This window comes from Alteromonas sp. CI.11.F.A3, from assembly GCF_032925565.1.
GTDB lineage: Bacteria > Pseudomonadota > Gammaproteobacteria > Enterobacterales > Alteromonadaceae > Alteromonas.
In genome coordinates this window covers 344,615-357,406 of the sequence record NZ_CP136708.1, presented here as the reverse complement: position 1 = coordinate 357,406, position 12,792 = coordinate 344,615, and the positions used below count along the sequence as shown (strand labels likewise).

The window sequence follows — 12,792 nt, the reverse complement described above, 5'->3', positions numbered from 1 at the left end:
ATGTCCGGTATGTCGTCTTACTAAATAACAAGAATAAAAAATAAAAAACATGCCCGTAGAAACCGCGATACATAATGCTTACATGTCGGCGAGAAGCTCGATGGCGAAAATGCTGTCCCGCCTTGTGCCGCCTAAAGAAGTGGACGATATTCTACAAGATACATACGTTCGACTCTGCCAAGCTAGAACTACGTCTCATATAAAAGAGCCTAAATCTTTTTTATTTAAGACCGCCAAGAACTTAGCCTACGATCACCTTAAACGCTGCGACACACGTATGGTGGATGACAGCGTTGAGGCGGCAAACGCATTAGAAAGCGCGGTTAACGGAATAGATGACGAACCCCGTCACAATACGGCTACCCAGCAAGAATTTAAGCAATTTTGTGATGCGGTTCGTGTTCTCCCCAAGCAATGCAGACGCGCATTTGTATTAAAGAAAGTGTATGGCTACTCTCTTAAAGAGATTGCTAAAGAGCTAGGAATAAGCGAAAAAACTGTGGAAAAACACATTGCAGAAGGCATTAAACGGTGCACTCTTTTTATGCGTAAACAAACCGAAGATAGTTCGCGTTTGAATACGTTTCAGGGTAGCGCGCCTGTAAAGGGGAACTCACATGAATAATGAGTTTCAGCACAATGATGCAGCCAGTAATGTGGTGCCTTTGATTGTCCATGAGGATGTGCTCGATCAGGCCAGCCTTTGGTTGGTGAAGCTTGAGGAAGGCTTATCGGAACAAGAGACCGCGGCATTGAAGCTATGGTTAAAAAGCGAGCATAATCGCACTGCTTTTATGGAAGTGGTGACGCTTTGGGACAAAATGTCTGTGCTAAGCCAGCTTAGCGATATTGTTCCCCACACGCCTGAAAACAATCACACGCCCTGGAAACGCCATCTTGCCATGGCAGCTACAGCTTTATTGGTTGGATTACTGAGTTGGCAAGGCACCAGCTATTTTCACCTTAACTACTTAAATCAAAATAAGGCCACTGAAGTTTCACCACCCAATTATAGTTTGCAAGCCTCGACCAAAGCCGGTGAACATAAAACGATTGAGTTAGAAGATGGCAGCATACTGTGGTTAAACACTAATTCACACGTGAGCATTGCCTTTACCGATACAAAACGAGTTGTACACCTCATTCAGGGCGAACTTCATATCGATGTTGCCAAGGAACCTATGCGCCCCTTGAACGTGTTAGCGGCGGGCAAGGTCATGGAGGCCGTAGGCACCGCGTTTAATGTGCAATATCACCAAGGCGATCTAGAACTGCTTGTTACCGAAGGCATTGTGAAAGTAAATAATTTTTCCTTAGAGGACAGTAAAAGTATTACGCGTCCAATTGTTAATCAGCACGCGAATGCTTTGGTACTGACGCAAGGTCAGAAGTCTTTGCTATCGCTACCAAAGTCAGCCATAGAAGTTATAAGCCAAGATGAAATGGAAAAGCAGCTATCTTGGCGAGAAGGTAAAATTGTTTTTAGGGGCGACCCATTACTTCAAGTGATTGACGAAGTCAGCCGTTATACCGACAAAGAAATTGTGCTCGGCGATGCAAGCCTGGCTAATTTGCAAGTTGCAGGGCTGTTTAATACTAACGATGTGGATGCCTTGTTAGCCACCCTTGCAGATAACCTGAATATTCACACCGAATATTCAGATGAAGCCATTGTGCTGCGCGCTAATTAAACTGAACACCAATATGACCAGAATATGCTGTTAAGTAAGTAGCAGACGGATGAGGGGAGTGTCACCCGCTTTAAATAGTGCGTACAATGCGATGCAATCTGTACCCATTGTAATAGGCTGACACCTCACATGCGTTTATGTTGTTTTATTTTACTGCTGCTTGCCTCTTTACAGGCACATGCAATGAATGCGGGTCAATACTACTATTTCATTTCTGATAGTTGCATACCGAAAGGTCCGCAAGCCCCAGAAGAGCGCGGTGTGGTTACCCCTGATGTATTACTCTTTGAAGTGCTACCTGCCGGCATCAGCGATTACATGATAAACATGAATACCGCAGCCTTGATTAACTACAATGAGGAAGGCCAAGACTACCTAGCAGGCTTAGAAGAAGAGCAGGTATACACGGCAGGCCAAGTAGCGCAAAACACAAAGCATACTCAACACGATTTTATGCTGCAGCGTGAAGCCATTGGGCTTAAAGCCTTAATTAACGTTCTTAACGCGTTTTCTCAGCATCAAGCTGACAAAGGCTATTTTTATAAAAAACTGCTCTCAATTACCGACCCCAATACTCGATTTAAAGCTGTTACCCGCGTACGCCTTACCGACGTTGCTCAGAATAATAAGATGCAATTAACGGAGTACGCGTCACGCTACTACGAGTTAGATAGCCAAGGTACAGCGTCTAGCACTCCATTTATTGAAGTAGACCATGGCAAAGCATTACGTGAAGATATTCACAGCACTAACAGCCCTTACCGTATTTATACCAAACATGGCGTTTGTGGCGAACGTTGGGTGCCGTAACGTAGGGTGTGGGTAGTTCGATTTAGTTGCGATGCTCCTGATTACTAGATGCTTTTGATTACTATAAACCTAGTTTCGATATAGGGTTTTTATTAAGTGATAACCAAAGCGGGTTTTAACTGGCCCGTGTACTTTTAACACTTCTTTTTTAAACACCACATCGTCAAACGCTTTTACCATTTGGCCGCGACGGAATTCACCTAAATCGCCGCCTTTCTTCCCCGAAGGACAAGTTGAGTGACGCTTTGCTAAGGTACTAAAATCTTTCCCTTTTTTAAGCTGCTCTAATATTGCAAAAGCTTCTTTTTCAGTTTTAACTAGAATGTGTAACGCGGATGCAGATGCCATCAAGATACCTATTAATTAATGTTATACGGCGCAAGTATACCCCATTCACTACCTTGCGTTTGCACGGGCTTAAAAGATACCCCAATAGATTAATAATAACGCTTCACACTGCCATGTAACCTTATTGGGCAAGCAAACTGCCAATACCACGCTAGAATTGTATTTAAGGTATTACTTACGTAAGGCAGGAGAGGCATTGTGGGCCAGCAAATAGTATTGCGATTTACGCGTATATGCGCCTAATTGTTTTCCTATTATTTTTCGCATTGATTTTTGCGCCTTTAATTGTGCAAGCTGACAAGTGCGGCGCGACAAGCTGCTTAATCACACGCTCCAATCCTAACGGCATTGAAATAAGAATACGCCCCGTGAACCCAGGTTCACATGCCTGCTTCATTCGCTGGGAAAACTACCAGTATATCGAGATCATCAACCTAGAATCTAAGCCTTATCTTTTAAAAGATAAATATGATTTAAGTGGCGTTAGATGGCGCTGCGACGATGCCAACACCTGTCCAAATTGGATGAAGTACGCCGGTTTGTGTCGTAATAAATAGGCACGTTGTTTTTGCGCTTATCTATGTCTTTTGTTCCCTCGTCGTGCAGCACCTTTTATTAATCAGAGCACAAATTCACTATTCTCAAACCGCGCACTTATGATATGTTATATTGTAACAATATAAACCTTAATCATTGTGGGTGAATTATAATGAACAACGCAAAACTTCCCGTTACTGTGTTGTCTGGCTTTTTAGGTGCAGGCAAAACGACGGTTCTCAGTCACATTCTTAATAATCGCGAAGGCAAACGTGTTGCGGTTATTGTTAATGATATGAGTGAAGTGAACATAGATGCGTCTATCGTTAAAAACGATGTTTCCCTGAACCACAGTGAAGAAAAGCTGGTTGAAATGAGTAACGGCTGCATTTGTTGTACTTTGCGCGAAGACTTACTTCTTGAGGTAAATCGGTTAGCGGCAACAGGCAGCTTTGACTATTTGCTTATTGAGTCCACAGGTATATCAGAGCCGCTTCCCGTGGCAGAAACTTTCACCTTTGCCGATGAAGACGGCGTGTCGTTATCAGATATTGCGCGACTAGATACCATGGTCACCGTGGTTGATGCCGTTAACTTCAGTAAAGACTACGAAGAAGCCAAATATTTACAAGAAACCGGTGAGTCTCTTGGCGAAGAAGACGAGCGTAGTGTAGCTGATTTGCTTGTTGACCAAGTAGAGTTTGCCGACGTTATCCTTGTTAGCAAAACAGATTTGGTTGATGAAACTCATGTGGCAAATTTAACCGCCATTTTGAAAAGCCTGAATACAAGCGCCAAGATAATTCCTATCAATAAAGGCAACATCGATATTGATGAGGTGTTAGGCACACAACTATTCAATTTTGAAAAAGCCCAGCTTGCTCCAGGCTGGCTTAAGGAAATGCGCGGTGAACACACACCAGAAACCGAAGAGTATGGCATTAGCAGCTTTAGCTATCATGCACGCCGTCCTTTCCACCCGCAAAAATTCTATAACTTTTTACATACCACCGAAAATTACGGAAAATTATTACGCTCTAAAGGCTACTTTTGGTTAGCCTCGCGCCCTGAATGCGCAGGTCAATGGAGCCAAGCTGGTGGTATTGCCCATTACGGCTACGGTGGTATGTTTTGGAAGGCGCTTCCTGAGTCTGAGTGGCCTGAAGATGAAGAGTACCTAGCCTCGATTGAAAAACAATGGATGGAACCTTTTGGCGATATGCGTCAAGAGTTGGTGTTTATTGGGCAAAACTTAGATGAGGCGACAATCACCAAAACCCTCGACACGTGCTTATTAGATGATGATGCCCTTATAAAGGGGGTAGATTATTGGCGTACCCTGCCCGACCCATTTCCGCGTTGGGAGGGATTGTAATGACACAGACGCTAGCGGCTAGCCCTTTAGCTGAAACCGCCCCTGCAAATGCTGATACGCGCATTAAAAAATCGAGTACATCAGTAGAGCCTATTGTGCTTACCGATATCTATAACGATGAGTGTAATATTGCGATTTGGCAGCGACACTTAGACGAGAACTTTGTAGCCTCATTAACTGCCTTTGTAAAAAATGGCGGCAAGCTCACTGCCGCAAGGCAGTTAAGTTCAGATTCAGCCGAGGCCTATATTCGCACCTTAGCTGATGACCAACCTTTTGCGCCTCAATTACATGCCTATATAGCAGAACTCGTCGACATGTTTATCTGCCTGTTTGAGGCTAAAACCGTTGGTTTTAGATTATCAACGTTAGACAAAGCCATGTGCCCACGTTTTCATGTTGATAGAGTACCTTGCCGGTTAGTGACTACCTTTGTTGGGCCTGGCAGTCAGTGGTTAGAACACAATAACACCGACCGAGAAATGCTTGGCCATAAAAGCGGTACGTTAACCGATGACAATTCGGGTTTGTATCGCACAGCACAAGATATCCAAACTTTAGGTACAGGGGATGTGGCTATTTTAAAAGGAGAGTTGTGGCACGGTAATGAGAACGCCGGAATAGTGCATCGTTCACCGCCGGTATCAAGCAGCCAACCTCGTATTGTAATGACATTAGATTTGGTGGATTAATTTCACATCAACCCACCTTTTTATTGCGTGCATGTTTACATAATAAGTGTTTGGCTTAATATCAGTAAATTAAGTCAACTAACTAAGAGCGCATGCAGTTTGCGGCTGTTAAACAGGTTTAGCAAACGTGCTTTTATATTGCTTGAAGATATCAAACTCATTAGCAGGAACTGGCTTTTGAAAAAAGTACCCCTGCCCATATTGGCAGTTCAGCTTCTGCAGCATTGTGTAACACACGTCGGTTTCAATACCTTCGGCAACAATTTCCATATCCAGCTCATGCCCCATTGCAATAATGGTTGTGGCAATCGTGTTATTCGCAGGCATGAAACTCTTGTCTATTTTTAACACATCAAAAGGTAAATTTTTAAGATAGCTTAAGCACGAGTAGCCTGTACCAAAATCATCGAGTAACAGCTGAACACCAAGCTCAGATAGCCTGTACAGTGATGCTACGCAGGCTTGCTCTTCCATAATGGCGATATTCTCGGTTACCTCAATATGTATACACTCTGCAGGCAAAGACAAGTTCACCAGAATATCTTCGAGTCTTTGCGCGAAATGCTGATCTTTCAGCTGATGTGAAGACACATTTATAGCCATTGCATGATGCGTAGCACCCGCATCGTGCCACGCTTTGCATTGTTCACAGGCTTGTTGCAAAACCCAATTCCCAATATCAATAATTTGCCCAGAGTGCTCGGCAATAGGAATAAATTCGTCAGGTCCAATGGCTTCGTTATCGGGATTCGTCCATCTTAATAGTGCTTCACTGCCAACTGTTACCCCATCGGCAAGCCTAATGATGGGTTGGTAAACCAAGCTGAACTCATTATTGGCAATGGCATGATGAAGCTGATTAACCAGTTTCAGTTTGCGGTTTTGTTTTATGGCCGATAATTTATCAAATGCTTGATATTGGTTTTTGCCCGCATCTTTAGCTTGGTACATTGCGGTGTCAGCATGTTTGAGCAGCAATGAAGAGTTAGAACCGTTTTGAGGGTAACAGGCAACGCCTATACTCGCAGTAATGTAGGAATCATTATTACCTAACTTAACTGGTTTACCGATTGCGTCCAATATTCGATGGGCAATGAAATCAATGGTTTCTATAGATTCGAAGCAGTCCGTTACCGCCACAAATTCATCACCGCCGAAGCGCACCACTACATCAGTAGCGCGAATTGCATCCGAAATTCGCTGCGCCATAGTGACGAGTAGTTTATCTCCCAACGCATGGCCGAGACTATCATTTATGTCTTTAAAGCGATCCAAATCAATGAACATAACCGCGAAAGGCAAGCTATTTCGCTCTGACATATTGATGGCTTTATCTATGGTATGTTCAAGTAAGTTTCTATTGGGAAGCCCCGTTAGGGCGTCGGTATGCGCCATTTGTTTATTACGTTTCTCGCTTTCCGCTAAGGCTCTCATTGCCTCTTCTCTGCTGGTTAATCCAGATGACACAGCACGAGAAATAAACACGGCAAATAGCAATACAACTATTGAAGATAGAATAATAATAGAAAGGGTAATGTTGGCGACAAAATTAACGGTTTTTTCGACGGGAATCTCAAAATCAGAAGAGTTTGTTCTAAACTCCTCAAGTGATTTTACTATCTGACTTTGAAGTGTTTTGCGACTAATATCACCCGCCTCATAATTGGCCAATGCAGACAATGAGTTATTCGCACTTTGAACATCCCGAGTACATATTTCAATAACCGACTCGGTACCAATAATCTTCATGATAAAACGTTCGGTATTGCCAATCATCGACAAACAATTTAACGGTTGTCGACGAATATTGAGAATGGTTTGACGAATATCATCTAATTTAACAGGGTGTGCTTCTGAGAAAAGCTCTGCGGGCGCAGAAATTTGATCACTTAATTCAGACGTATATTTGAAATGCCGAACATTTAATTGATGAAAGAAATTACTGTGGTTAAGCGTAAAAAAGCACCAAACCAGTATTAGCGCAAATACGAAAAACGTAAACGTTAAAACAGGTAACGCCTTCCTTATGCCACTGTTTTTCACATCCATTGTTCAAATTGCTCTTTTTTATGTACTCGCTTCTAAGCAAGTCACTTTTCCATGTAAGTACGCTAACGGCGAACGATTTTTTTTGAGTACACTGTTGAGTGTATAGCAGATCATCGTTTTTAAGCAAACGCACAGTAAGTTTTAAAATTTCTTACGTTAAACTTTATGCGATTTTAGATACGTAACCTATGCTGACAAAGACCAATATAAGCTCTGGAAGCCCATGTTAAAAAATGGCACGTTCGAAGTACTGGGGCACTTACTTGGCACCGCAAATTGCATCAACGATGTAAACGCCATACTAATAACACTTAGAGTGGCAGCAAAAAAAGACGTAGTAGGGTTTTTAATAAAGTGAGTGTTTTACTGGAGGGAAGTAAATAATGCGTTTTATTTTACGTATAAACAAGAAACCCTCCGGTACGGAGGGTTTCTTTTATATCTAGGTGCTTAAACAAACACCCTTCAAGCAATTAAGCTTGGGTGGCTTACATCATGCCGCCCATTCCACCCATGCCGCCCATATCAGGCATTGCAGGCGCTGCTTCGTCTTGAGGTATATCAGCAATCATGGCTTCAGTCGTAATCATAAGTGATGCGATTGATGCTGCGAACTGTAGTGCAGAGCGCGTTACTTTAGTTGGGTCAAGAATACCCATCTCTAGCATGTCGCCGTACGTGTCGTTGCCCGCATTGTAACCGTAGTTACCGTCGCCATTTTTCACTTCGTTAACCACAACAGATGCTTCTGCACCGGCGTTGCTAGCGATTTGACGTAGAGGCGCTTCCATTGCACGTAGAGCAAGCTTAATACCTACAGTTTGGTCTTCGTTTTCGCCAGTTAGGCTAGCAAGCTTAGCTGCTGCACGAACTAGAGCAACACCACCACCAGGTACTACGCCTTCTTCAACCGCGGCGCGAGTTGCATGCAATGCATCTTCAACACGGTCTTTCTTCTCTTTCATTTCTACTTCGGTAGCTGCACCCACTTTAATTACTGCAACACCGCCAGAAAGCTTAGCTAAACGCTCTTGAAGCTTTTCTTTGTCGTAGTCTGAAGAAGAGTCTTCAATCTGCCCTTTAATTTGAGCACAACGGCCTTCAATCGCTTCTTCGTCGCCGTTACCATCAACAATAGTGGTATTGTCTTTGTTGATAACTACGCGCTTAGCAGTACCAAGGTCTTCTAGCTCTACTTTTTCAAGGTCTAGACCAATCTCTTCAGAGATAACCGTACCACCAGTAAGGATAGCGATGTCTTGAAGCATTGCTTTACGACGGTCGCCAAAGCCAGGTGCTTTAACAGCAGCAACTTTAACAATACCGCGCATGTTGTTAACTACTAGTGTAGCTAGGGCTTCGCCTTCAACATCTTCAGCAATAATCATCAGTGGCTTACCTGCTTTCGCTACGCCTTCAAGGGTAGGAAGCAACTCACGGATGTTAGAAATTTTCTTATCAACCAATAGGATGAAAGGGCTGTCTAGTTCAACAGTACCGTTCTCTTGGTTGTTAATGAAGTAAGGAGATAGGTAACCGCGGTCGAACTGCATACCTTCAACAACGTCTAGTTCGTTTTGAAGTGCTTGACCTTCTTCAACGGTAATTACGCCTTCTTTACCTACTTTTTCCATTGCTTGCGCAATGATGTCGCCAACTTCTGAATCAGAGTTTGCAGAGATAGTACCAACCTGAGCAATTGACTTGCTGTCAGCACAATCAGTAGATAGGGCTTTAAGCTCTTCAACCGCAGCAAGTACTGCTTTGTCGATACCGCGCTTAAGATCCATTGGGTTCATGCCTGCAGCAACAGACTTATGACCTTCAGTTACGATAGCTTGTGCAAGCACGGTAGCAGTAGTAGTACCGTCACCCGCTTCGTCATTCGCTTTAGACGCAACTTCTTTAACCATCTGCGCGCCCATGTTCTCAAACTTGTCTTCAAGTTCGATTTCTTTGGCTACAGATACACCATCTTTAGTGATGGTAGGAGCGCCGAAAGACTTATCTAGTACTACGTTACGGCCTTTAGGACCTAGTGTAACTTTCACTGCGTTTGCTAGCGTGTTTACGCCTTTAAGCATTTTTGTACGAGCGTCGTTACCAAAACGTACTTCTTTAGCTGCCATGATTAAATTCCTCTCTTAATTCGTTTAACGTTAGTTGTAATTACTCAACAATCGCAAGAATGTCGCTTTCGCTTAGGATCAGAACTTCTTCACCATCCAGCTTTTCAGTTTTAACGCCGTAGCCTTCGCTAAAAATAACGGTGTCGCCAACTTTAACGTCTAGCGCTTTAACATCGCCATTTTCTAGGATGCGGCCGTTACCTACAGCGATGATCTCGCCACGTGTAGATTTTTCTGCTGCTGAACCAGTCAGAACGATACCGCCTGCAGATTTGCTTTCTTGCTCTGCGCGTTTAAGGATTACGCGGTCGTGTAAAGGACGAATTGCCATTTTCAAGTCTCCTGAAAATTTCACTATTCAAGTTAATGATTGTCGACACACAATGATTTGTATGTCGTATGCTTGGGTTGCTCGTTACCGAGCAGTTAAAATCGTGTCTGCGAGGATAAATGGGGGAGTAGCCATGCAAGTTCAAGGGTTTTTGAGCAAAAAAATGTAAAAAAATTGATTTTAATGCTCAAAGCTTGCACTTAAGGCCAAAAGCACACATTACTTAAGGCGTTTATCTGCATCATTTTGTGTTTTGTCTGAGAATTCACCTTCAATCACATCGCCATTATCTGAACTGCCTGATTGACCAGACTGTTGCTGATTAAATGGGTTTTCAAATGGATTGTACTGTGCGCCGCCAGCCTGCTGATTAAACCCGCCAGCTTGTTGATTAAATCCGCCCGCTTGAGTAACCACACGGAGTTTCATGTGCTTACTTAGCTGTGATGCAATAAGGTGGCGAGAGCCTGGCAACGCAAACATAAAACCAAGAACGTCGGTGATAAGGCCAGGGGTAACTAATAAAATACCGGCAACTACCAGCATTAGGCCTTCTACCATTTCTTTGCCTGGCAGTTCATTGCGCTGCATTTTTGCCTGTGCGGTTTGTAATGTTGCTATACCTTCACGCTTAACAAAGTAAGCACCTATGAATGCCGTTAGTATCACCAGACCAATAGTGTTCCAGCCACCAATTATGCCACCCACTTGAACTAACAGGGCAATTTCTACTATGGGTAATATGGCAAACAATAAAAATAAAAACCGCACAACATTTCCTCTTTCATCTAGTCATAGAATAGTATTGGGGTAAAGACCATAATAACAAGCGAAGGTGCAACGCTTTGGGTTAAGTAGCAAACTCAAGCGACCGACGGTAGCTGTGTTAAACTGGGATTGTGAAAGAATAGCGTATACATCTCGGTCTTAACTTTTTATAGGCCAATAGCTTTAGGATAAAGAAAGTCGTTATATGAAGTACATCACCCGTTTATTTTCTTTTGTTGCATGTTGCCTATTTGTCGCGTCACTTGCGTTGCCTAGTTATGCCCAAATTGATGCCCAACCCCTGGCTCAACCTTCTAATCAAAACTTGGGTAGATTTGACGATGTGTTCAGTGATCAGGAAGAGTTTTTAAAGGTAGACCAAGCCTTTGCCTTCGATTTTAATCAAGCTGACGACACCCTAAGCCTTACTTTTACCATCGCCGACGGTTACTACTTATATAAAAAACAATTTAAGCTAGTCGCTAAGCAAGCCACTATTGGTGGGCCTAGCTACCCCAAAGGCGTAATCATTGAAGATGAATACTTTGGTGAATCGGAAGTATTTTACGATGAAGTCACGCTAACCGTTCCAATTACCCAATCTACTGATGATGGCATAGTCAAAATACGCTATCAGGGCTGTGCCGATGCCGGACTTTGTTATGCCCCGACGATTAAAACGGTGTACTTAACGGCTATTGTAGATGCGCTAACCAATAACGATAACCGCGACACACCAGCACGAGGCTCACAAAGCGCTTCGCAAGCATCTCAGTACTCTTTAGCTGATAAGCTAATTAATAAAGAAAACCTTACGCTTACATTGGTGCTATTTTTTGCTTTAGGGATAGGCCTTGCCTTTACACCCTGTGTGTTCCCTATGTATCCCATAGTGTCGGGTATTGTGATTGGGCAAGGTAAACAGACTAAAACCAGTAACGCATTTTGGCTAACTTTCATTTATGTACAAGGTATGGCCATTACCTATTCTGTATTGGGCTTAATTGTGGCGTCGGCAGGAATGCAGTTTCAGGCTGCGCTTCAGCACCCCGCCATCCTGGGCATTTTTATTGGTATTTTTGTGTTGCTAGCCTTGGCTATGTTTGGCCGTTTCGAGCTTCAACTTCCCGCTAAATGGCAAACTCGCTTAACTAATTTAAGTAACAATCAAACCCCAGGTAGCATGGCGGGTGTATTCGCTATGGGTACCCTGTCGGGACTCATTGCCTCACCGTGCACCACAGCCCCGCTTACGGGCATTTTATTGTTTATTGCCCAAAGCGGCGATTTAACCCTTGGTTTTATTTCTCTGTATGTGTTGAGTATTGGCATGGGTGTTCCGCTGATTATATTTGGGATCACAGGTTCTAAATTGCTCCCTAAAGCCGGCCAGTGGATGAACGTGGTTAAAGTGTCGTTTGGATTTATGATGTTGTCAGTCGCCATTGTTTTCGTTGAGCGTTTGTGGCCAAAAGGATGGCCAAGCGACTACATTAATTTGTTATGGGCAGCTCTAGGTTTAGGGGCGTTTGGCTATTACTTTGTGATCAATGAAGCGAGCAAAAAAGGCATTTTGAAATACGTGCGAACGTTAGTTATCGCGGCAGGTTTGTTCGCCAGTGCGCTGCTAGCCTATAACACCCTTACTTCACCTGAAGACACTGCCACGCAGCAAAGCCAGTTAGCTCACCCTACGTTTATTGTCGTTGAGAATTTAGATGATTTACGCCAGCAAGTTGCGGAAGCTAATTCACGAGGCAAAACGGTGATGGTGGACTTGTACGCCGATTGGTGTGTGGCCTGTAAAGAGTTTGAAAAATATACCTTCCCTGATCCTAATGTTATTAATGCGCTTAATAATACCGTGTGGATGCAGATAGATTTAACCGATACCTCTGCCAACAACACGGCCTTTCAGGAAGAATTTTCTATTCTTGGGTTGCCGACCATTTTATTTTTCGATGAAAGCGGGAATGAGCTAACGCAGTCTCGGGTAACCGGATTTATGAAAGCGCCAGCCTTTGCTGAACATATTGAGAATACGTTTTAACATTATGATTGG

General features: G+C 43.4%; 12 protein-coding genes. 7 read left to right on the top strand and 5 right to left on the bottom strand.

Annotated elements, in window-relative coordinates; translation table 11 throughout:
• The first annotated feature begins 49 nt into the window (after positions 1-49).
• From R1T43_RS01585 to R1T43_RS01575, 3 genes are all read left to right on the top strand, one after another.
• Entirely contained in the window at positions 50-625 is a 576-nt protein-coding gene (locus R1T43_RS01585) for a sigma-70 family RNA polymerase sigma factor (protein WP_317352164.1), read from the top strand.
• Positions 618-1,691 (top strand): FecR family protein, encoded by a 1,074-nt coding sequence (locus tag R1T43_RS01580; protein ID WP_317352162.1) that lies wholly within the window; start codon positions 618-620, stop codon positions 1,689-1,691. Before R1T43_RS01585 ends, R1T43_RS01580 begins: the two co-directional genes overlap by 8 nt.
• A gap of 183 nt (positions 1,692-1,874) precedes the next feature.
• Positions 1,875-2,501, top strand: coding sequence for a hypothetical protein (locus R1T43_RS01575; RefSeq protein WP_317352159.1), 627 nt, complete (start codon positions 1,875-1,877; stop codon positions 2,499-2,501).
• A 69-nt stretch (positions 2,502-2,570) separates the two neighbouring features.
• On the opposite strand, the gene ppiC is transcribed toward R1T43_RS01575, so the two are convergent.
• A complete protein-coding gene (gene ppiC / locus R1T43_RS01570) occupies positions 2,571-2,849 on the bottom strand; it encodes a peptidylprolyl isomerase PpiC (protein ID WP_013786522.1) in 279 nt (92 codons plus the stop codon).
• 368 nt (positions 2,850-3,217) lie between these two features.
• Between ppiC and R1T43_RS01565 the strand changes: the two genes are divergently transcribed.
• From R1T43_RS01565 to R1T43_RS01555, 3 genes are all read left to right on the top strand, one after another.
• Positions 3,218-3,406: a hypothetical protein gene (locus R1T43_RS01565; protein WP_317352155.1), complete on the top strand. Its 189-nt coding sequence runs from the start codon at positions 3,218-3,220 to the stop codon at positions 3,404-3,406.
• A gap of 152 nt (positions 3,407-3,558) precedes the next feature.
• The gene (gene zigA / locus R1T43_RS01560; RefSeq protein ID WP_317352152.1) at positions 3,559-4,761 is read left to right on the top strand and encodes a zinc metallochaperone GTPase ZigA; all 1,203 of its coding nucleotides are present in this window, start codon (positions 3,559-3,561) and stop codon (positions 4,759-4,761) included.
• Positions 4,761-5,453, top strand: coding sequence for a DUF1826 domain-containing protein (locus tag R1T43_RS01555; protein WP_317352150.1), 693 nt, complete (start codon positions 4,761-4,763; stop codon positions 5,451-5,453). The genes zigA and R1T43_RS01555 overlap by 1 nt, the downstream gene beginning before the upstream one ends.
• A gap of 108 nt (positions 5,454-5,561) precedes the next feature.
• Here the strand turns inward: R1T43_RS01555 and R1T43_RS01550 are convergent, their stop codons facing one another.
• The 4 genes from R1T43_RS01550 to R1T43_RS01535 all read right to left on the bottom strand — a co-directional run bounded on the left by R1T43_RS01550 (position 5,562) and on the right by R1T43_RS01535 (position 10,733).
• A complete protein-coding gene (locus R1T43_RS01550; protein ID WP_317352148.1) occupies positions 5,562-7,502 on the bottom strand; it encodes a putative bifunctional diguanylate cyclase/phosphodiesterase in 1,941 nt (646 codons plus the stop codon).
• A gap of 488 nt (positions 7,503-7,990) precedes the next feature.
• A complete protein-coding gene (groL, locus tag R1T43_RS01545) occupies positions 7,991-9,631 on the bottom strand; it encodes a chaperonin GroEL (protein WP_317352145.1) in 1,641 nt (546 codons plus the stop codon).
• Between the two features lie 40 nt (positions 9,632-9,671).
• The gene (locus R1T43_RS01540) at positions 9,672-9,962 is read right to left on the bottom strand and encodes a co-chaperone GroES (protein WP_013786601.1); all 291 of its coding nucleotides are present in this window, start codon (positions 9,960-9,962) and stop codon (positions 9,672-9,674) included.
• A gap of 219 nt (positions 9,963-10,181) precedes the next feature.
• Complete coding sequence (locus tag R1T43_RS01535) at positions 10,182-10,733, bottom strand: FxsA family protein (RefSeq protein WP_317352140.1); 552 nt, start codon at positions 10,731-10,733, stop codon at positions 10,182-10,184.
• Positions 10,734-10,935: 202 nt separating this feature from the next.
• Here R1T43_RS01535 and R1T43_RS01530 point away from each other — a divergent pair, with 202 nt between their 5' ends.
• Positions 10,936-12,780 carry a protein-disulfide reductase DsbD gene (locus R1T43_RS01530; protein ID WP_317352136.1) on the top strand — a complete coding sequence of 615 codons (1,845 nt, stop codon included), beginning with the start codon at positions 10,936-10,938 and terminating at the stop codon, positions 12,778-12,780.
• The last annotated feature ends 12 nt before the right edge of the window (positions 12,781-12,792 follow it).